Origin of the sequence: Bacillus paramobilis, assembly GCF_038096195.1 — a bacterium.
GTDB lineage: Bacteria > Bacillota > Bacilli > Bacillales > Bacillaceae_G > Bacillus_A > Bacillus_A mobilis.
Genome location: NZ_CP151108.1, coordinates 4,781,663 through 4,802,023, shown reverse-complemented (window position 1 = coordinate 4,802,023; position 20,361 = coordinate 4,781,663). Strand labels below are relative to the sequence as shown.

Here is a 20,361-nt window from a genome sequence, read left to right as displayed (position 1 = left end):
GGGGAATTAAAATGTTGCAGTTTCTACAACGTATTGGTAAAGCGTTAATGCTTCCAATCGCAGTGCTACCAGCAGCAGGATTATTGCTTCGTCTAGGACAAGAAGACGTATTAAACATTCCTGTTATGGCACAGGCCGGTGCAGCAATTTTTGATAATTTAGCACTTATTTTTGCAATTGGTGTTGCAATCGGTTTGTCTGTTGATGGTAGTGGGGCAGCTGGTCTTGCAGGTGCTATCGGATTTTTAGTTATGAAGAATACAACTAATGCTTTAAGTGTTACTTACTCAACAGCAGAACTAAACGATAAATTAAAGAGTGTTCAAGATTTAGTCGGTTCAGTAGATCCAACTAAATTAGCGGATACAATGAATAAGGTTTCTAAAGCAGCAGCTTTGACGCCAAAAATAAATATGGCCATACTCGGTGGTATTATTGCAGGGGTTGTTGCGGGATTACTATACAACAAATTCCATAAGATTAAACTACCAGAATGGTTAGGATTCTTTGCTGGAAAACGTTTCGTACCAATCATTACTTCTATTGTAATGCTTCTTTTAGGATTAGTATTCGGTCAAATTTGGCCAACAATCCAAACTGGTATTGATGCAGTATCACACGGTATCGTAAACTTAGGTTCAGTTGGTGCTGGTTTATTCGGATTATTAAACCGTTTATTAATTCCAATCGGTTTACATCACGTAATGAACACATACTTCTGGTTCGTACTTGGTGACTTTACAAATGCAGCTGGCGATCTTGTTCATGGTGATATCGCTCGCTTCTTTGCAAAAGATCCATCAGCAGGTATGTTTATGACTGGTTTCTTCCCAGTTATGATGTTTGGTTTACCAGCAGCATGTTTCGCAATGATTGCGGCTGCTAAACCAGAAAAGCGTAAAATGGTTACAGGTATGTTAGCTGGTCTAGCATTAACTTCATTCTTAACTGGTATTACAGAGCCAATTGAGTTCTCATTCATGTTCTTATCACCAGTATTATATGGTGTGCATGCAGTATTAACAGGTCTGTCGCTATTTATTACAACATCACTTGGCATTCGTGATGGTTTCACATTTAGTGCCGGTGCTATTGATTACGTTATTAACTTTGGTATTGCAACAAAACCTGTATTATTAGCAGGAATCGGTTTAATTTATGCAGCAATTTACTTTGCAGTATTCTACTTCTTAATTAAGAAGTTCGACCTGAAAACTCCTGGTCGTGAAGATGACGATGAGTTAGCTGAAGAGGGTGATGCACCAGTGGCAGGTTCAATTGGTGAAACTTACGTAGCAGCTTTAGGTGGAAAAGAAAACTTAACAGTTATTGATAATTGTGCAACACGTCTACGCTTACAAGTGAAAGATGCTGGTCAAGTAAACGAAGCAGCATTAAAACGTGCTGGTGCAAAAGGTGTTATGAAATTAAGTGAAACAAGTGTACAAGTTATCGTAGGTACAAATGTTGAATCTGTTGCCGATGATATGAAAAAACACGTATAAATAATGAGATAAGAGGATATCCAAAAAGATTGATAACATCAATTTTTAGAGGATATCCTCTTTTTTTTGTTAACAATTTAACGGGAATCTTACTTTTGTAAATTTTCTTTTTCTTTTTTATGCATATAGGTTGGTAATATGTGCAGTGCGTGATAAAGTAGGGATGACGTCGAATGGAATGTCGAAAATCTATGAAAAAGATCCGGAATGAATCTTGTGTAGTGGAATTAAATTATCGGTAAATAAGGGGAAAAAAGCAATTATGGATCAAGAAAAAAATAATGCGAATGGGAAGTCACGTCGGCCGATTGTATACATAAAAAGAACAATCATTCTCGTCTTACTATTTTCAGTTGTATATTTCATGTATACAAAAATTGTTGCGCATAATAAGAAAGAAGAAACTTTAAAAGCAGCGGCAGAAATGAAGAAACAAGAAGAGCTAAAAAAGAAAGAAGAAAAAAAGCAGCAAGAAGCACAAAAACAAAAAGAGCAGGAAGAACAAGTAAAGCAAGTACAAGCTGTGGAAAAGCCTGCTGAGGGACCACCTCAAGAAATTAATGAAAACGCTCAATTAGATCAATATTTACAAAACGCAGGATTTAGCGGAACAGCTGTTATTGTGAAGAACGGAAAAGTTCTTTTGAATAAAGGATACGGTATGGCGAACAAAGAGAAACAAGTACCGAATAATTCAGAGACAACTTTTTATATTGGTTCGATTTCAAAGGCGTTTGTAGCGACTGCTATTATGCAATTAAAAGATCAAAATAAATTAAACGTAGAGGATACGGTTGCAAAGTATATTCCAGATTTCCCTCAAGGTAATGGTATTCAGTTAAAGCATTTACTAACACATACATCAGGAATTCCAGAGTATGAGCAGGGAACAGAGGATATTTCTCATGAAGAATTGATAAAACGAATAGGAAAGCAAAAGCGTATTGGGAGTCCTGGAGAGAAATGGAAGTATTCCGATTCGAACTATTCTATACTTGCCTACATAGCTGAGAAGGTAAGTGGGCAACCGCTAGAAGAATATATTAAACAACATATTTTTGCTACTGCGGGTATGAAACATTCTGGTTTCGGTAAAGCGTTAGAGCAAACAAGGTTTCCATCGACAGGTTATAAAATAGTAAATAACAATATGACAACACCTAATATTCCAAGTATGTCACAACTATATGGTTGTGGTGATATATATACAAGTGCACATGATTTATATTTATTTAATGAAGCGCTATTCTCTGGAAAGTTAATTTCAAAAGAGAGCTATAATCAAATGTTTACGGCCGTGAAGAAGGATTACGGATTTGGTTGGTATGTAGACCCGGGAAGTTATTCGAATCACGGTGTAATGCCAGGATGGAATTGTTTAAATGGATTTAGTAAAAACGGAAGTGTATATGTCGTTTTATTATCTAACATCCAAAACAACATTAAATCGTTTGGTAAAGTGAACAACGACATTTATACGATGTTGCGAAATATTGAAGTGTAAGAGGCTATCCTGATGGATAGTCTTTTTTTATTGAGGAAGTGTATGTGCAATGAGATAATGAAATAAAGTGAAACCTTAATCAGTGGGGGGGGCTTCATCCCCCACCTAACTTCTTGGCTTTCGCCGAATTTTGAAGTGTGGGTCTTACTGCCCGTTAATGCAGGATAAATGGAAAAGGAGGAGGGGTATGAGTATACATAAGCATCACGCACGTAATGCGAAACGAATTTTCTTTGTATCTATCATTGTATGGATTATCGTTGCAATTGCATTGTTGATGGAATATAAAAAAGGGACGCTATTCACTTCGGAGAAAGAAAATCTAAAATTAATAGGTGTTGTACTACCGGCATTTGGATTATTAATATATAGCTTTATGGAAAAACGAAGATCAAAAATACTTAAACAGGAAAATTATAATATAGAGACTTCTGAATTATTTGAGCAACAAAAATTTGTTGTTCGCAAAGAGGTAGGGGTATTTCAAGCAATAACGTACTTTGGATTAGATGGAAATACAGTAGGGTTTTTAAAAGAAGAGTATGATTTTGTTATTCAACGTGTATGGCAAGCTGTACTTTCTTTTCTTTTTAGGGGATTACATAAGCAACAATTGTATTTATATAATCACTCGGGAGAAAGATTGTTGCGTGTTCAAAAGAAGATGGGAGTACGCAACGTCTATATTTTCTCTAATGTAGATGGAAAGAAAATTGGAGAGTTAACACAAATACTAAGTTTAACAAAGTGGGAATGGATTTTTTTAGGGGTGGATGGTAAAGAATTTGGTAAAGTGACTGGGGACCTTTCAGCAACAATGCAGAAAATAGATTGGCGGGATGGAACACATATAGATGTGAAAGAAGACGGTATTCCGTTAGAAGCTGTTAAGTATTTTTCGGCAAGCGGAGGGTCTCTTGTTACAGCTTCTATAAGTGAACAGGCAGAATTACCACGAGCAGTTTATTACAGTGTCTCTGCGATAGTTACAATTAAAAATTAATATATATATATAAAGATAGATGGGATACCATCTATCTTTTTTTTGTAATTAGAACATATTGTTTTGTTAAAAAATGTATGTCTTACCTATCACAAAAAAATCTGCTTTGTATACATTAAGATGTATGGATGTATTTTTATAATCTAAAAATAATAGGAGGAGAAGTGTATGTGTCTGTTCGGTAAGTATTGGAAAAAGTTATCGAGATTGTTTAATAGACAATTAGATTATTTTTTAGATAATAAGTTATTGCCTGCTGTGGAACGACTTTTATTTTCACAAAACTTCGCAAGGTTTATTCAAAGAAATTCAAAGAAAGCTACGGAAGAATTTATTGAATCAAGTCAATTTCAATCTATTATTTGTAACATATTAAAAGAATGTAATACATCACCGTTTAAAGAAATTGCAAAGCAATATTTAGGTAAAAACGTTGAAATTACTGTGACGGTTGGACAGCTAACAGGTGTAATTGTAGCAGTTGGTGATGATTTCTTAACACTGCAAGAAGGAATAGGGACAGAAGTTTTATTACCATTTACAAGTATTATATCAATAAAAGAAGCGTAAGAAAGGAGACTTATATTATGTTATTTACTGATGAATTGCGTAACCATGTTGGTGAGTTAGTGCAAGTTGTTACAGCTGTAGAAATTGTTGCAGGCATTCTGTTATCTGTGACGGATGGGGCAGTAAGTGTTCGTACTTCTCCTTCTTATGGACCACCGGAAGATGTAATCGTGCGTACTCCTATTATTGCTTATGTTCGCTTGGAAGGGTAAGAGTGATACAAGTATGAGAGTATCAGTTGTTATTCCAGTGCATAATGAAGCGAGTACTTTATCACAAGTTTTAGTAGAAGTAGAGAAATTGAAACCATATGAAATTATCGTAGTAGATAATGGATCGACAGATGGGACAAAAGAAATAGCGTTACAACATCATTGTCATGTCATTTATTATCAATATTCTCTTGGCAATGATGTTGGACGGGCGATTGGAGCAAGAGAAGCGAAGGGTGACATGGTTTTATTTTTAGATGGTGACATCGTTATTGATAATAAAGAGTTGCAACATTTCATAAAACGAATTCAGCAAGGCCACCAAATTGTTGTGAATAATTTAACATGGTCCGTATATTTAAAGGTGAGACCGCATTATACGACAGTTGGCAAATTTATGTTGAATCGCTATTTGAATAAAAAAGAGCTTGTTGTTGGATCTTTAATCGCAATTCCACATGCAATGAGTAGGGAAGTTATTCAGAAATTTGGTTGGTGGAATTTAGCAGATCCAGCACTGTTTCAAGCGATGGCGATGTCTAGAGGAGTAGATATTGTCGATATGGCTTCGGTCGATGTTATTCATACAAATAAAGTGCGTCCTGTTCATACTGGTACATCACCCGGTTCTCCTTATCCGAAAGCGACTAGTCGTATTATGGGAGATCATTTACGTGCTTTGCAATATGCAATCGAAATATATGGTAAGCGTGGTGGTTTTTCAGAAGGAAATAGGGATAGAGCGTTTATAGGAAAGTATAAACCAGTTGTATTACAAAAGAAAAAAGCGAAATATAGTGCCATTATCCCCGTATCAGAAGAGAAAATGACTATAAGATCTGTTATACAAGAAGTGAAAAAAGCAGGTGTAGATGAAATTATAGTGGTTGCGAATGGAGCTGATATGGAGACAATTAAACAAGCAAAGTTAGAGAATGTTATCGTTATTGAATTCGAGGAAGCGCTCGGACATAATGTGGCTCGAGCGATAGGAGCTATGCATGCCACGGCCGACATTTGTTTATTTGTCGATGGTGATTTTGTTATTCCAGGAAAAAAACTAATTCCATTTTTACATGCGATTGAAGATGGACATGATGTGGCATTAAATGATTTACAGTGCTTATTAGATATGTTTCATCCGGCAGATCCAATTAGCATGGGAAAATATTTTGTGAATTTGGTAGCGAAACGACCAGATTTATGGAATAACTCATTAACGGCAGTACCACATGCTATGCATAAAAAGGTAATAGAGAAAATAGGATACGATTCTCTTATCATTCCGCCACTAGCTCAAATGAAAGCTATTTTGGAGGGATTCTCTATTACAGCGGTAGAGTTTGTAGATGTTATAAAAACAAATCGGGTACGCCCAGAGCAACATGGATTTGTAAATGGACGTATTCCAGCATTTGACCGTATTTTCGGTGATCAGCTTGAGGCAATTGCATATTTATTGCAATCCACAGATGAGCGTGGGAGTTTTACAGATGGAGAGCGGGATAGAAATATAATTCAACAATTGAGAAAGGAAGAAGAGAATACAGATGAATGTTAGTAGTACAGTTGCTATTATCGGATTAGGATATGTTGGCCTTCCTTTGGCAGTTCATTTTGCAGAGAGAGGACATACAGTAATTGGATTAGATAAAGATACTAGAAAAATAGAATCGATTATAAAAGGAGAAAGTTATATTCCAGATGTTTCTTCTAAATTGTTACAAAGTTTATTGACTAAAAAAAAATTAATAGTAAATACACCAGATCAAGGCATTGCTGATTTTCAAAATAGTGATTATGTTATTGTCACTGTTCCGACTCCAATTAATGAAAAAAGAGAACCAGACTTAAGTGCCCTCATTTCAGCTTCTCATTATATACAACAACATCTTCAAAAAGGACAAACCTTCATTTTCGAAAGCTCCACATATCCAGGCACACTTGAGGAAGTTATTATTCCGATTATTTCTCAAGCAGGTCAAAAGGTAGGAGAAGATTTCTATATCGGATATTCCCCTGAGAGAATTGATCCGGCTAATAGTCATTATTCCGTTCAAACGATTCCAAAAGTTATTAGTGGACAAACAGAAACGTGTAAACAAAAAGTACAGGAGTTGTATAGTACTACATTTGATGTAGTTGTTCCAGTCAGTTCTCCGAAAGTAGCGGAAATGTGTAAGTTATTTGAAAATATTCAGCGCCTAGTCAATATTTCATTAGTAAATGAGTTAAACACATTATGTGAAAGTTTAGGAATTGATTTTTATGAGGCGCTTGAAGCTGCATCTACAAAACCGTTTGGATTTACTCCATATTGGCCAGGGCCAGGGATAGGGGGACACTGCATTCCAGTAGACCCTTTATATTTTCAATGGAGAATAAAAAAGAATGGAGCAATTAGTCAATTAATTGAGGCGGCACATGTAATTAATGAAGAAATGCCAGAGAAAATAGTTCGGAAAGTAAAAGGCATGGTGCAATCACCTGCATCAGTTTTAATTGTAGGAATTGCGTATAAGAAAGATGTAAATGACTTAAGAGAATCACCAGCGTTGCCAATTATTGAATTGTTAATAGAAGAAGGATATGAGATAGAATATCATGATCCATATATTTCTTCTGCAAAATTTGGAGATAAGGTATACCAATCTGTTTCTTTGGATGAACAAGTCATTAAACAAGCGGGTTGTATTTTAATTTTAACTGATCACTCTAATATCGATTGGAAGCTTTTTAAAGGAATGAAGCGAGTAATAGATACACGTGGAATTGTAAAGAAGGTGAGTGTATGAGTAAGAAATGTTTAATTACAGGTGGAGCAGGGTTCATTGGATCACATCTAGCTGAAGAATTGGTGAAAAGAGGTTATGGGGTCACAATCGTTGATAACTTCTATAAAGGAAAAAATAAATATCATGATGAGTTAATGAAAGAAATTCGGGTTATTCCAATAAGCGTTTTAGATAAAAGCTCAATTTATGAATTAGTAAATCAACATGATGTAGTGTTTCATTTAGCAGCAATTTTAGGTGTGAAAACGACAATGGAAAAGAGTATAGAGCTTATTGAAACGAATTTTGATGGAACGAGAAACATTTTACAAGCAGCACTAAAAGGAAAGAAGAAAGTAGTCTTTGCGTCTACTTCAGAAGTATATGGTAAGGCAAAGCCACCCTTCTCTGAAGAGGGGGATCGATTATACGGGGCGACTTCTAAAATACGTTGGAGTTATGCAATTTGTAAAACGTTAGAAGAAACATTATGTTTAGGATACGCTTTAGAAGGTTTACCTGTAACGATTGTTCGTTATTTTAATATTTATGGTCCAAGAGCGAAAGATGGTCCGTATGCAGGGGTAATCCCACGATTTATCAGTGCGGCCCTGCAAGGAGAAGACATTCTCGTATATGGAGATGGAAAGCAGACACGTTGCTTTACGTATGTAAGTGATGCGGTAGAGGCAACGATTCGAGCGATGGATGAGAAGGTAAATGGTGAGATTATTAATATAGGTTCTGAGAACGAAAAGAGTATAAAACAAGTAGCAGAAATAATTAAAAAGCTAACGAAATCTTCTTCAAAGATTGTCCAAGTTCCTTTCGAAGAGGTATACCCACATGGCTTTGAAGAAATTCCAAATAGAAGACCAGATGTAACGAAATTAAAAGAACTTGTGCAGTTTAAAGCGATAGTAACGTGGGAACAAGGATTGAAAGAAACTATTAAATGGTTTCGTGAAGAAAACAATGGCTAAGTCGCTATCAATTATTATACCTGTATGTAATGAAGCGGATACGATTTCAGACGTTATTCAATCTGTAAACGGATTAAATCCAGTAGAGATTATTGTAGTAGCAAACGGTTGTAACGATGGTACAGAAGAGGTTGCCAGTCGTTTAGGGTGTAAAGTAATCGAGTATACAGAGCTACTCGGGAACGACGTTGGACGTGCGGTCGGTGCAAAACACGCGATAGGTGATGTACTACTATTTATAGATGGAGATTTTGCTATTCAAACTTCAAAATTACAATTATTTCTGAATCCAATTTTACATGATCAGGCCGACATCGTTTTAAATAATTTGGACGCACTATTTTTAAAGAAACAAAAACCGCACTCCGTGACAGTATGGCGCCAAATATTAAATGCAATGTTAGAGCGTGAAGAGTTAAAAATTGATTCTTTATTATCTGTACCTCATGCGTTGACGAAAGAAGTTGTTCAAAGCATTGGATATGAATGTTTTGTTAATCCTATTGTCGCTCATTTACGCCTAGTACAAAGCAAATGGAGAATTAGTCGTCATTGTGCAATTGACGTTATTACGCCGAATAAATTTCGGCCGACCGAGCATGCTGCATATGGCACGGGTCTTTCTCAATCTGAAAAAAGGATGATAGGTGATCATATAGAAGCTGTAGCGGAGCGAATAGTAGGCAGTGATGAGCGCGGAGGGTATTATGATGGAAATAGGAAAAGAGAGTGTGTTTATCATACTTTAAGTTTCGAAGATTTTTATCAAGGATGGGGCGTCACCTCTAAGTTGTATAAAGGAAAGCAACTATCGGTCATTATTCCTGTACAAGATGAAGAGAAAACAATTGGAAACGTTATAGAAGAGCTCCGCAAAATTGAACCTTTTGAAATTATCGTTGTTGTAAATGGTTCAGCTGATAAAACAGCAACGATTGCAAAAGAAAAGGGAGCAACAACAATTGTATATAAAGAAGCACTTGGAAATGATGTGGGGCGTTCACTTGGAACTTATTTTGCAAAAGGGGAAATTGTATTATTTATAGACGGCGACTTTGTTATTCCGGCTAGGGAGTTATATCCTTTCGCAAAAGCTATTGCAGATGGAATGGATGTCGCCTTAAATGATCTAAATCATTATTTAGATTTAAGAGTACCGCTTCATCTTGTAACTGCATTTAAATATGCATTAAATTTAGCTTGTGATAGAAAAGATCTAGGAGTAGGCTCTCTTATCGCTGTACCGAATGCGTTTAGTCGTAAGTGTTTGAAAGAAATCGGATATAGATCTTTACTTTCACCTTGTGTAGCCCAAGTGAAAGCTATTCTGTCAGGATTCGAGATTGCGTGTGTATGTCGTGTAGAGGTCGATAAGATGAACCGTATTCGTCCCAGTGAACATTTTGCGAAAATAGGTCATCCTCCAGCTGTCTTGCGAATTATAGGTGATCATATAGAAGGATTAGAGCAATTAATTGTATTAGAAGGCAGTCGTGGTGGATTCTATGATGGGAATAGAAAAAGAGATGCTTTAGAGTAGTAACAAAAAAAGTGTACAACATATGTACACTTTTTTGTTCTGTTATAAAAACTATAACAGATTAGGAGATAAGAGTATTACAGCTCTACAATGGGTATTGTTCTTATATTACAAAATAGGACTCGTATATAAGGATACCAAAAAAATACAATTAAGGAAAGGGTTAATTATAAAGACTTTTAAGTGAAGTTAACACTATGCATATAGTAGTTTGCTCAACGTTTCACAAACATGTCACAACTATTTCGTTCACTTTCGCAAAAAAGTAGTATTCTAAGTGTGTAAGCTGTTATATAAAAAATCTTAGTCCTGTACTAATCAAAAATGGAGGAGATTAGGATGACTCAAGTATTAGAAAATGTTAAAAACGCATGGGAAAACTTTAAAGGTGAAAAATGGAAAGCAGAGATTGATGTTCGCGATTTCATTTTAAATAATGTAAACGTTTTCGAAGGAGATGAATCTTTCTTAGCGGGAGCAACTGAAGCAACGAAACAACTTTGGGATCAAGTAATGGATTTAACAACGAAAGAACGTGAAAACGGTGGCGTTCTTGATATGGATACAAAAATTGTTTCTTCTATTACATCACATGAACCAGGATATTTAAATAAAGATATTGAAAAAGTAGTCGGTTTCCAAACTGAAAAACCATTTAAACGTTCTTTACAACCATATGGTGGTATTCGTATGGCGGAACAAGCTTGTGAATCTTATGGATACGAAATGGACAAAGAGCTTAGTCGTATTTTTAGAGATTGGAGAAAAACTCATAACCAAGGTGTATTCGATGCTTATACACCAGAAATGAGAAATGCACGTAAATCAGGTGTAATTACTGGTCTTCCAGATGCATACGGACGTGGACGTATTATTGGTGACTACCGACGCGTAGCATTATATGGTATTAATCATTTAATTGAAGCGAAAAAAGCTGATTTAAATTTAACTGGCGGTGTAATGAGCGAAGATACAATGCGTTTACGCGAAGAGTTATCTGAGCAAATGCGTGCGCTTCAAGAGTTAAAACAAATGGCTGCTTCTCATGGCTTTGATATTTCTAAGCCGGCAACAAATACACAAGAAGCATTCCAATGGCTATACTTCGCATATCTTGCAGCAATTAAAGAGCAAAACGGAGCTGCGATGAGTCTTGGACGTACTTCTACATTCTTAGATATTTATATTGAAAGAGATTTAGCAAATGGTACTTTAACAGAAGAAGAAGTACAAGAAATTGTGGATCACTTCATTATGAAATTGCGTCTTGTGAAATTTGCAAGAACACCTGATTATAATGAATTATTCTCTGGTGACCCAACTTGGGTAACTGAGTCTATCGGTGGTATGGCATTAGATGGTCGTCCATTAGTAACAAAGAACTCATTCCGTTTCTTGCATACACTAGATAATTTAGGACCAGCTCCAGAACCAAACTTAACAGTTCTTTGGTCTAAACAATTACCACAGAACTTTAAAAACTACTGTGCGAAAATGTCTATTAAAACATCAGCAATTCAATATGAAAATGATGACATTATGCGTGCTGACTACGGCGATGACTATGGAATTGCTTGTTGTGTATCTGCAATGAGAATTGGTAAACAAATGCAGTTCTTCGGCGCACGTGCAAACTTAGCAAAAGCATTACTATATGCGATTAACGGTGGTAAAGATGAAAAATCTAAAGCGCAAGTTGGTCCTGAGTACGCACCAATTACTTCTGAAGTATTAGATTATGAAGAAGTTATGCATAAGTTTGATATGACAATGGAATGGTTAGCGGGTCTATATTTAAACACATTAAATGTTATTCACTACATGCACGATAAATATAGCTACGAACGTATTGAAATGGCACTCCATGATACAAATGTTCTTCGTACAATGGCAACAGGTATCGCGGGTCTATCTGTAGTAGCAGACTCTTTAAGTGCAATTAAGCACGCAAAAGTAAAACCAATTCGTGATGAAAACGGTATTGCAGTTGACTTTGAAATCGAAGGAGATTTCCCTAAATACGGTAACAATGATGACCGTGTAGATGAAATCGCTGTAAATCTTGTAAAAACATTTATGAATAAACTTCGTAAACATAAAACATACAGAAATTCTGTTCATACAATGTCGATCTTAACAATCACATCTAACGTTGTATACGGAAAGAAAACTGGTAATACTCCAGATGGTCGCCGTACTGGAGAACCATTTGCACCAGGTGCGAACCCAATGCATGGCCGTGATACAAAAGGTGCATTAGCTTCATTATTATCTGTAGCTAAATTACCGTATGAAGATGCACAGGATGGTATTTCTAATACATTCTCTATTATTCCAAAAGCACTTGGTAAAGAAGATGATGTACAAGTACGTAACTTAGTATCAATGCTTGATGGTTATGCAGTAAAAGAAGGTCATCACTTAAACATTAACGTATTTAATCGTGAAACATTAATGGATGCAATGGAACATCCTGAAAAATATCCACAATTAACAATTCGCGTATCTGGTTACGCTGTAAACTTTATTAAATTAACTCGTGAACAACAAATCGATGTAATTAACCGTACAATGCATGAAAGTATGTAAGTGAAAAAGTGTCCCTCTGCTTTATATAAATAGCAGAGGGAGGCTGCTTCAATAAAGGAGGAAGTAACATGGTAAAAGGAAGAATTCATTCTGTAGAGTCTTGTGGTACTGTTGATGGCCCAGGAATTCGTTATGTCATATTTACACAAGGGTGTTTATTACGTTGTCAATATTGTCATAATGCTGATACGTGGGAGATCGGTAAAGGAAAAGAAATAACAGTTGAAGAAGTAATGCAGGATGTGACATGTTACCTTCCTTTTATTGAAGCTTCCGGAGGCGGTATAACAGTTAGTGGTGGGGAACCATTATTACAGTTAGATTTCTTAATTGAATTATTTAAGAAATGTAAGGAAGCTGGAATTCATACAACAATTGACTCTTCGGGTGGTTGTTATTCAGAAGAACCAGAATTCCAAAACAAGCTAGACATTTTAATGGATTACACAGATTTAGTTTTATTGGATTTGAAACATATTGATTCAAAGAAACATCGTAAATTAACAGGAAAACCAAATGAACATATTTTACAATTTGCTCGTTATTTATCGGATAAAAATAAACCGATTTGGGTACGACACGTATTAGTTCCTGGTATTACGGATAATGAAGAGGATCTACAAAAATTATCTAGCTTTATTCAAAGCCTGTCTAATGTTCAGAAAGTTGAAGTGCTACCATATCATAAGCTTGGTGTATATAAATGGGAGGCACTTGGGCATAAGTATCCACTTGCAAGTGTAGAACCACCTACTGAAAAGAATGTAGAGAAAGCAAGATATATTTTACAAGCAGTCTAATCCAAATATTGGATTAGACTTTTTGCTTTCTTTACAATAAAACCTAGAGTATGTATATAGAAAAGAGTATACTGAAAATAGAATATCCATATTTTTGTAAGGAATAAGTGGAGAAATTTACATAATTGTAAAGGGAAATCAAAATAGTAAAAAGAATTAAGAAGTAAAAGAGTGAGTATCATGGAATAGAGAACATTTGTAAGTTATTGCGAAAGCTCTTATAGGAAAGTATAATGTAAAGATATGAGCACAGATAGGATTAAGGGGTCAATCTTATATGCTTTGCATATCCACGACAGGTACATAGCTGAAAGAGAAGTATTAGAATCTGTTTATGTAATTTTTAAGGAAAATGTTTTTCCTATTGTCGTATATGCAATATGGAGAAACAATAAGCTAGGAGTGGATTTGTTTGATAAAAAACCCCAAGGTTTTAATATTAACTGCACATTACGGTAATGGTCATGTGCAAGTAGCGAAAACATTAGAACAAACATTTCGCCAAAAAGGAATTGAAGATGTAATTGTATGCGATTTGTTCGGAGAATCACATCCAGTTATAACCGATATTACAAAATATTTATATTTAAAAAGTTATACAATAGGAAAAGAATTATACCGCTTGTTTTATTACGGCGTAGAAAAAATTTATGATAAAAAAATAGCATCTTGGTATGCGAATTTTGGAAGAAAACGTTTGAAATTACTTTTACAAGCAGAGAAACCGGATATTGTTATTAATACATTTCCGATCATAGCTGTACCAGAGTTAAAAAAGCAAACAGGTATTTCAATTCCTGTGTATAACGTATTAACGGATTTTTGTGTGCACAAAATATGGATTCATCGGGAAGTAGATCGTTATTTTGTAGCAACTGATCACGTGAAAAAAGTTATGGTTGATATCGGTGTGCCTGCGGAGCAAATTGTTGAAACTGGAATTCCGATTCGTAGTAGTTTTGAGCTGAAGATCAATCCAGACATTATATATAATAAATATCAGTTATGTAAGAATAAAAAGATTTTACTAATTGTAGCAGGTGCTCATGGGGTATTAGGAAGTGTAAAAGAACTATGCCAATCATTTATGTCAGTACCTGATTTACAAGTAGTTGTCGTTTGTGGGAAAAATGAAGCGTTAAAACAGGATTTATTAGGGCTTCAGGAAAAAAATCCTGATGCATTAAAAGTATTTGGTTATGTTGAAAATATTGATGAATTATTCCGTGTTACTTCTTGTATGATTACGAAGCCGGGCGGTATTACGTTAAGTGAAGCGGCAGCATTGCAAGTACCTGTCATTTTATATAAGCCCGTTCCAGGACAAGAAAATGAAAATGCGATGTACTTTGAAAGAAAAGGAGCTGCAGTTGTCATTCGTGATGATAGTGAGGTTTTTGCAAAGACAGAGGCGTTATTACAAGATGATATGAAGCTTCTTCAAATGAAAGAAGCGATGAAAAGCATTTATCGTCCGGAGCCAGCTGGTCATATTGTGGATACAATTTTGGCAGAAAATCATGTAGAACCGAATCATATACCTATTAAATCACCTGCTCTTGCACAATTATTTACTTAATATGAAACCCTCTTTTATATGGTTAAAGAGGGTTTTTTATTGTTTTATACGATAAAGTAGTAACTTATCCACATGGAGATTGCGCTTTCAATAAACGGTAAAGTCGAAATATTAACAACTATATCCACATTGTCCACAATTTTTAGAAAAATATCCACAATTCTAACATTTACTATGCGTTGCAACATATAAACTTGTGAAGGGTTTATTGAATTTATTCACAATTCTATAAATTGTGTGGATAACGTTATCCACACAAAAAAGGTTCCTTATTTATAAGGAACCTTTTTTGTCTATTCTATCACGTAGAAAAAATATGTAATGAGAATGAATAATTAGGGGGGAAAACTTCTAATTATTCATTCTCACTTTAAATACTTTTCGAGCGATAACCCGCTGCGCGATCTGCTTTGCGAAATTCTCGTTGGTAGAGAACCTCTTGTGTACTAGATAATGTATTTTTTGCTTTGTCACGTTTCTTTTTATCCATTACAAATCACCTCGTGTCCTAAAGTCACTATCTATCGTTTCCAAAGACATGGGGTGATATACGTATATGGCAAAATGTTAATGGTTAATTATTTTTTCTGAAAATTTAGATTATGCTTCTTTTAATTGGTGAGCATCTTGGAACGTTGTATCTCGCATTGTAGCAAGTGTATATTGATCTTTTGGGATTTCATATAAGTTATATACTTCTTCATTTGCGTTAATTTCATCATAAACGGCTTTTCTTGTTTCGTTTGCTAGATTAACATATTGTAGTTTTTCGGCAGCTTTAATAGAACGAATATTTATTTTGCGAATACGCATAAAGATTGTTTCAATATCTAATTCATAGAAAAGTTCACTAAAAAATGAATCTTTCGCCAATTTATTATAGCCTTTTCCATGATAGGGTTTGCCAAGCCAGGTTCCGAGAAATCCGGCTTTTTCTTGCACATCAAATAAAGTAATTGTTCCGATGGGGTTACCCCATTCATCTAAAATTGTGCGTGAAATTAATTCCCCGCGCTCTTCAGCTTCAATCGTTTGTTTCGTTAAAAATAAATACTCCTCATAAGAATAAGCCTTTTGACGCACAAAAGGGAAGACAGCTGGATCCACCATTAACTCGTATAGAACGTGGCTGTCGTGTAAGTCGCGTTTTTTCAACATACTAACTCCTCCTCACACGAGGGTAGCATGACGAAAAAGCACCCCACCCTCGAAATTTTTATATCAATCTTTAAAAAATTTCGGGGTGGGAATCGAACCCACTAGAACCAGTTTCTAACGCTGGTGGCGCACCATTTGCCTTCCCCATTCATCAATTTGAAAATGATAATCACGACACAAATTGATTATGGTTTCATTCAGTTTATAATCGTATAATACTTTATCTAGTCAAAAAAATAAACTAGTTTTTTTTATTTTTTTTGTAAATTATTTTCCCATCAATCATGGTTAGTACAGGCTTGGCTAAATAATGGAAAGGATGATGAGTCCATAACACGAGATCAGCGTCTTTTCCAACCTCAATGCTGCCAATTCTATCCTCTAAACGTAAATTTCGTGCTGGAAATATAGTGATTCCTTCTAGTGCAGTTTTTTCGTCTAATCCTTCTCTTACTGCGACAGCAGCACAAACATTTAAATATTGAATTGGTGTATAAGGGTGATCTGTTGTTATAGAAACTTCCACTCCATTTTTCGATAATATATGGTAAGTATCCCATGTTTTGTTTTTAAGTTCGATTTTAGAACGACGTGTAAGAGTGGGGCCAACTGAAACCTTCAAATTGTGTTTTGAAAGTTCTTCAACAATAAAGTGTCCTTCTGTGCAATGTTCAATACGTAAATCGAGATTGAACTCTGTTGCAAAGCGTAGAGCAGAACTAATATCATCTGCTCGGTGAGCGTGGATACGTACGGGTATTTCGCGGCGTAATGCTTTTAAGATAGGAAGCATTCGAAAATCAGCTTCATGTCCGTAGTGCTGTGCTTCATAGAATGATTCCCGAAGTAACCCCATAATTCCCATACGTGTTATGGATTCTTTTGTTCCATTACTATGGACCTTTTTAGGATTTTCTCCAAAGGCAATCTTTAAGCCAGCAGGTTCTTGAATAATCATATGATCAATACAAGTTCCAGCTGTTTTTATTACACAAGTAGTACCACCGATAATGTTTTGACTTCCTGGCATAACGTGAACAGTTGTGATTCCGTTTTGTACAGCATCTTGAAATGCAATATCAAAAGGGTGGATTCCGTCTAAGGAACGGATATGTGGTGTTGAAACTTCAGATGTTTCATTTGCATCATTGCCAGCCCAACCAGTACCTTCATCATAGAGACCAAGATGAGTGTGAACATCAATAAATCCAGGTAAAAGATGAAGAGCACGAGCGTCTATAACTGTCATATCTTGAGTAGGTTGAATGGAAGGCTTGACCTCGGCAATTCTTTCTCCTATAACGAGTACATCCCCTTGAAATTTTTGGGATGTAATAGGATAGACAATGGCTTGTTTGAGCAATATTTTCATAGGTACCTCATTTCTGTTACTTTACAATGTTAATGAAATTTAAGGGAAAGTAACTGAAAGATTATTTGTGTAATAATGCTCCGGATTCTAGAAAATGAAAGATTTGAAAGGGGTCCCTGTAAAACTGTGTTTTATAAGTACTACATTGTATGCGAAAGTATATTTTGTAATGCATGGTCTATTGCTGGAAATGCGTATTGATACCCATGTTTAATTGCTTTACTAGGTAATACGTGTTGTCCTTCTAGTACAAGTATACTCATCTCACCCAATAAAGTGTGAAGCATAAATGAAGGGACAGGTAACCAATGAGGTTTTTTCATTATAGTTGCAATGGTTTCTCCAAATTCCTTCATCCGTATAGGTAGGGGAGCTGTAAGGTTAAAAGGTCCATCAATTTCTTCTTTGTGTATGATGAAATCAATAAGGCGAACGACATCGTCTATATGAATCCATGATAACCATTGCTTTCCAGATCCAATTGTACCTCCGATATAGAATTGATATGGGAGTAGCATTTTGGGAAGAGCTCCTCCGTCTACGCCTAATACAACTCCAAGTCTTGCATAGATTGTTCGCATTCCGAGAGAACGTGCTTTAGATGCTTCTTGTTCCCATGAATATACTGTATTTGCTAAAAAGTCATTTCCAGGAATCTCATGCTGTTCTGTAAAAGAATCAGTTTCAGACGTTCCATAATATCCAATAGCACTTGCGTTAATAAATGTATTTGGTTTTGTATCAAGTGTTTGCAATTGTTTAATGAGCCCTTTTGTTATTTGAATTCTACTGTTTAAAATGGATTCCTTTTGTTTCGTTGTCCATCTACTATTAATAGACTCTCCAGCTAGATTAATAACTACATCGATAGAAGAGAGGGGGAAGGTTTGTAGATCTGGTGTCCATTGCACATACTGAAGGTTAGGGTGGGAAGTTTTAATAGTTTTGTTTCGAGTAAGAATGTAAACATTATATCCTTTTTGAATCAAAAAAGTAGAAAGGTATTTACCGATAAAGCCGGTACCACCAGAAATTGCGATTCTCACAATTATTTCCTCCTCATTATATATATTCTTGAAAAGCAAAAACGTTCCTTGACTATGGTAAAATAATAGAGAGGTGAGAGTATGGCTGTCATTACAAAAATAGAAGTGCAAAAACGATTGAAAGAACGGTTTAATATTTATATTGATAAAGGTCAAGGTGAAGAGTACGGGTTTAGTGTGAATGAAGTAATCTTAATAAAACACGGATTACAAAAGGGCTTAGAAATTGATGAAATAGCTTTAGGAAATATTTTGTACAATGAAGAGGTACAAAAAGCATATTTACAAGCAGTCTCCTATTTATCCTACCAAATGAGAACGAAACAAGAAATAGAAGATTTTTTACGAAAAAAAGAAGTGGGACAGGCCATCATCTCTGAAGTCGTTTCGAAATTATTACATGACCGATATATTAATGATAAAGAGTACGCTGTTTTATATACGAGAACGCAAAGTAATGTGAATCGAAAAGGTCCCACTGTTATTAAAAGAGAGTTGTTAAATAAGGGTGTTCAGGATCTAATTATTACGCATAGTTTACAAGAATATCCGAAAGAAAAGCAAATTGAGAATGCTTTAATTCTTGTAGAAAAGAAGAAAAAATCTTATCAAAAGCATTCCTTTTTACAAATGAAGCTAAAGTTAGACGAAATGCTCGTTCGTAAAGGATATTCTAGAGATGTGATTCAAATTTGTTTGGAAGAATTGAAAGACGAAAAAGATGACGAACAGCAACAAGAAGCGTTACACTATCATGGGAATAAATATTATGAGAAATATAAGAAGTATGATGGATGGACATTTGAAAATAAGATGAAACAAGCGTTATATCGCAAAGGATTCTCTATTGATGAGATAGAGGTATTTTTGCAGATGAAACGCGAAGAGGGATGAGGGGAATAAGATGAATATGCCAAAGCGCTACAGTGAAATGACACCACATGAGCTAAGGGAAGAAATTGGCCTTTTGAAAGAGCAAGCGATAAAGGCTGAGCAGCTTGGAATTGTAAATGAGTTCGATGTATTAATGAGAAAGATGGCAATGGCTCGCGCTTATATGACTGACATAAATAAATTCCATATTGGTGAGACATATGAATTGGTAGAAGAACCTGGTATATTATTTAAAATTACGTATTTCAATGGGGTATTTGCTTGGGGACATAAGCAAAATGATAATGAAGAGATTGGAATACCGATTTCCTTATTGCAAGAAAAATAAAAACCAGAGAGTAAATATCTCTCTGGTTTTCATCTTTGGTAGGCGTTACAGGAGATAGGAGATTCTAAAATTGGCGCTTTTTACATTCATTCGCCAATATAATGAGAGACTGGGTTTGTTGCGTCTGTCCGTTAACTTGCGCTTTAGCATGTTTCGGACGAGTCCACGTATGGTTAAATAATTCAGAACGACTATCTAAGCGATCACGGTAGCTCATCTTTATCACCTCGTGTAGGAAGTTAATTTAATTTGTACTACTCTTCCTGCTGATTTGCAGCACGCATACGTTCTTGTGGGTGCGTGTTAATTGTGCCGTTAGGTCGCTTCGAAGCGAAGCGTGATTTCGCTTTCGGCTGACCATCGATTTTGCTGTTGTTTTTTGACTCAGACCAAAATTCGGCTTGTTTACCCATTGAGAACGCCCTCCTCATCATCAGTTGATACCTCTTGAAGAAGTATCAATTATAGAATGTGCAAAATAGAAGAAACTATCCTTTAGAAATG

The 20,361-nt window shown here is 35.5% G+C and carries 20 protein-coding genes; 14 read left to right on the top strand and 6 right to left on the bottom strand.

What is annotated here, in order from left to right; translation table 11 throughout:
• Positions 1 to 11 precede the first annotated feature (11 nt).
• From nagE to AABL52_RS24545, 12 genes are all read left to right on the top strand, one after another.
• Positions 12 to 1,505, top strand: coding sequence for an N-acetylglucosamine-specific PTS transporter subunit IIBC (nagE, locus tag AABL52_RS24600; protein WP_000938886.1), 1,494 nt, complete (start codon positions 12 to 14; stop codon positions 1,503 to 1,505).
• A gap of 262 nt (positions 1,506 to 1,767) precedes the next feature.
• Positions 1,768 to 3,009 carry a serine hydrolase domain-containing protein gene (locus tag AABL52_RS24595; RefSeq protein WP_341518612.1) on the top strand — a complete coding sequence of 414 codons (1,242 nt, stop codon included), beginning with the start codon at positions 1,768 to 1,770 and terminating at the stop codon, positions 3,007 to 3,009.
• A gap of 187 nt (positions 3,010 to 3,196) precedes the next feature.
• The gene (locus AABL52_RS24590; protein ID WP_016137009.1) at positions 3,197 to 4,012 is read left to right on the top strand and encodes a hypothetical protein; all 816 of its coding nucleotides are present in this window, start codon (positions 3,197 to 3,199) and stop codon (positions 4,010 to 4,012) included.
• 168 nt (positions 4,013 to 4,180) lie between these two features.
• Entirely contained in the window at positions 4,181 to 4,582 is a 402-nt protein-coding gene (locus tag AABL52_RS24585; protein WP_341518611.1) for a DUF2642 domain-containing protein, read from the top strand.
• Positions 4,583 to 4,599: 17 nt separating this feature from the next.
• The gene (locus AABL52_RS24580; protein WP_000899471.1) at positions 4,600 to 4,794 is read left to right on the top strand and encodes a hypothetical protein; all 195 of its coding nucleotides are present in this window, start codon (positions 4,600 to 4,602) and stop codon (positions 4,792 to 4,794) included.
• Positions 4,775 to 6,355, top strand: a complete 1,581-nt coding sequence (locus AABL52_RS24575; protein ID WP_341518610.1) for a glycosyltransferase family 2 protein — start codon at positions 4,775 to 4,777, stop codon at positions 6,353 to 6,355. Before AABL52_RS24580 ends, AABL52_RS24575 begins: the two co-directional genes overlap by 20 nt.
• The gene (locus AABL52_RS24570) at positions 6,345 to 7,589 is read left to right on the top strand and encodes a nucleotide sugar dehydrogenase (RefSeq protein WP_001103210.1); all 1,245 of its coding nucleotides are present in this window, start codon (positions 6,345 to 6,347) and stop codon (positions 7,587 to 7,589) included. The genes AABL52_RS24575 and AABL52_RS24570 overlap by 11 nt, the downstream gene beginning before the upstream one ends.
• Positions 7,586 to 8,551, top strand: coding sequence for an NAD-dependent epimerase/dehydratase family protein (locus tag AABL52_RS24565; protein WP_000037045.1), 966 nt, complete (start codon positions 7,586 to 7,588; stop codon positions 8,549 to 8,551). Before AABL52_RS24570 ends, AABL52_RS24565 begins: the two co-directional genes overlap by 4 nt.
• Positions 8,544 to 10,091 (top strand): glycosyltransferase family 2 protein, encoded by a 1,548-nt coding sequence (locus tag AABL52_RS24560; protein ID WP_120449448.1) that lies wholly within the window; start codon positions 8,544 to 8,546, stop codon positions 10,089 to 10,091. Before AABL52_RS24565 ends, AABL52_RS24560 begins: the two co-directional genes overlap by 8 nt.
• 339 nt (positions 10,092 to 10,430) lie before the next feature.
• Entirely contained in the window at positions 10,431 to 12,680 is a 2,250-nt protein-coding gene (gene pflB, locus AABL52_RS24555) for a formate C-acetyltransferase (protein ID WP_341518609.1), read from the top strand.
• Between the two features lie 68 nt (positions 12,681 to 12,748).
• Positions 12,749 to 13,480 (top strand): pyruvate formate-lyase-activating protein, encoded by a 732-nt coding sequence (gene pflA, locus AABL52_RS24550; protein ID WP_341518608.1) that lies wholly within the window; start codon positions 12,749 to 12,751, stop codon positions 13,478 to 13,480.
• 412 nt (positions 13,481 to 13,892) lie between these two features.
• Positions 13,893 to 15,059: a diglucosyl diacylglycerol synthase gene (locus AABL52_RS24545; protein WP_000594695.1), complete on the top strand. Its 1,167-nt coding sequence runs from the start codon at positions 13,893 to 13,895 to the stop codon at positions 15,057 to 15,059.
• 370 nt (positions 15,060 to 15,429) lie between these two features.
• Here AABL52_RS24545 and AABL52_RS24540 read toward each other — a convergent pair whose 3' ends face one another.
• The 4 genes from AABL52_RS24540 to AABL52_RS24525 form a co-directional block, all read right to left on the bottom strand.
• Positions 15,430 to 15,549, bottom strand: coding sequence for a YfhE family protein (locus tag AABL52_RS24540; RefSeq protein ID WP_000358484.1), 120 nt, complete (start codon positions 15,547 to 15,549; stop codon positions 15,430 to 15,432).
• Between the two features lie 110 nt (positions 15,550 to 15,659).
• The gene (locus AABL52_RS24535; protein ID WP_000914737.1) at positions 15,660 to 16,217 is read right to left on the bottom strand and encodes a GNAT family N-acetyltransferase; all 558 of its coding nucleotides are present in this window, start codon (positions 16,215 to 16,217) and stop codon (positions 15,660 to 15,662) included.
• 241 nt (positions 16,218 to 16,458) lie between these two features.
• The gene (locus AABL52_RS24530; protein ID WP_000698308.1) at positions 16,459 to 17,589 is read right to left on the bottom strand and encodes an amidohydrolase; all 1,131 of its coding nucleotides are present in this window, start codon (positions 17,587 to 17,589) and stop codon (positions 16,459 to 16,461) included.
• A 140-nt stretch (positions 17,590 to 17,729) separates the two neighbouring features.
• Entirely contained in the window at positions 17,730 to 18,635 is a 906-nt protein-coding gene (locus AABL52_RS24525) for a TIGR01777 family oxidoreductase (RefSeq protein ID WP_341518607.1), read from the bottom strand.
• A gap of 81 nt (positions 18,636 to 18,716) precedes the next feature.
• Between AABL52_RS24525 and recX the strand changes: the two genes are divergently transcribed.
• A complete protein-coding gene (gene recX / locus AABL52_RS24520) occupies positions 18,717 to 19,529 on the top strand; it encodes a recombination regulator RecX (protein WP_000268498.1) in 813 nt (270 codons plus the stop codon).
• 10 nt (positions 19,530 to 19,539) lie between these two features.
• On the top strand, positions 19,540 to 19,857 hold the full coding sequence (locus AABL52_RS24515) for a YfhH family protein (protein WP_001057029.1): 318 nt from the start codon (positions 19,540 to 19,542) through the stop codon (positions 19,855 to 19,857).
• A gap of 64 nt (positions 19,858 to 19,921) precedes the next feature.
• Here the strand turns inward: AABL52_RS24515 and AABL52_RS24510 are convergent, their stop codons facing one another.
• Positions 19,922 to 20,074 (bottom strand): YpzG family protein, encoded by a 153-nt coding sequence (locus AABL52_RS24510; RefSeq protein WP_000122093.1) that lies wholly within the window; start codon positions 20,072 to 20,074, stop codon positions 19,922 to 19,924.
• Positions 20,075 to 20,111: 37 nt separating this feature from the next.
• Positions 20,112 to 20,270 carry a small, acid-soluble spore protein K gene (locus AABL52_RS24505; protein WP_000517891.1) on the bottom strand — a complete coding sequence of 53 codons (159 nt, stop codon included), beginning with the start codon at positions 20,268 to 20,270 and terminating at the stop codon, positions 20,112 to 20,114.
• Between the last annotated feature and the right edge of the window lie 91 nt (positions 20,271 to 20,361).

Coding starts and splice junctions, on each gene's coding strand:
- AABL52_RS24530 (WP_000698308.1), bottom strand. CDS start 17,589: ATGAAAATATTGCTCAAACAAGCCATTGTCTATCCTATTACATCCCAA.
- AABL52_RS24510 (WP_000122093.1), bottom strand. CDS start 20,074: ATGAGCTACCGTGATCGCTTAGATAGTCGTTCTGAATTATTTAACCAT.
- AABL52_RS24575 (WP_341518610.1), top strand. CDS start 4,775: ATGTTCGCTTGGAAGGGTAAGAGTGATACAAGTATGAGAGTATCAGTT.
- AABL52_RS24535 (WP_000914737.1), bottom strand. CDS start 16,217: ATGTTGAAAAAACGCGACTTACACGACAGCCACGTTCTATACGAGTTA.
- nagE (WP_000938886.1), top strand. CDS start 12: ATGTTGCAGTTTCTACAACGTATTGGTAAAGCGTTAATGCTTCCAATC.
- AABL52_RS24515 (WP_001057029.1), top strand. CDS start 19,540: ATGAATATGCCAAAGCGCTACAGTGAAATGACACCACATGAGCTAAGG.
- pflB (WP_341518609.1), top strand. CDS start 10,431: ATGACTCAAGTATTAGAAAATGTTAAAAACGCATGGGAAAACTTTAAA.
- AABL52_RS24595 (WP_341518612.1), top strand. CDS start 1,768: ATGGATCAAGAAAAAAATAATGCGAATGGGAAGTCACGTCGGCCGATT.
- AABL52_RS24505 (WP_000517891.1), bottom strand. CDS start 20,270: ATGGGTAAACAAGCCGAATTTTGGTCTGAGTCAAAAAACAACAGCAAA.
- AABL52_RS24560 (WP_120449448.1), top strand. CDS start 8,544: ATGGCTAAGTCGCTATCAATTATTATACCTGTATGTAATGAAGCGGAT.
- recX (WP_000268498.1), top strand. CDS start 18,717: ATGGCTGTCATTACAAAAATAGAAGTGCAAAAACGATTGAAAGAACGG.
- AABL52_RS24540 (WP_000358484.1), bottom strand. CDS start 15,549: ATGGATAAAAAGAAACGTGACAAAGCAAAAAATACATTATCTAGTACA.
- AABL52_RS24580 (WP_000899471.1), top strand. CDS start 4,600: ATGTTATTTACTGATGAATTGCGTAACCATGTTGGTGAGTTAGTGCAA.
- AABL52_RS24570 (WP_001103210.1), top strand. CDS start 6,345: ATGAATGTTAGTAGTACAGTTGCTATTATCGGATTAGGATATGTTGGC.
- pflA (WP_341518608.1), top strand. CDS start 12,749: ATGGTAAAAGGAAGAATTCATTCTGTAGAGTCTTGTGGTACTGTTGAT.
- AABL52_RS24565 (WP_000037045.1), top strand. CDS start 7,586: ATGAGTAAGAAATGTTTAATTACAGGTGGAGCAGGGTTCATTGGATCA.
- AABL52_RS24590 (WP_016137009.1), top strand. CDS start 3,197: ATGAGTATACATAAGCATCACGCACGTAATGCGAAACGAATTTTCTTT.
- AABL52_RS24585 (WP_341518611.1), top strand. CDS start 4,181: ATGTGTCTGTTCGGTAAGTATTGGAAAAAGTTATCGAGATTGTTTAAT.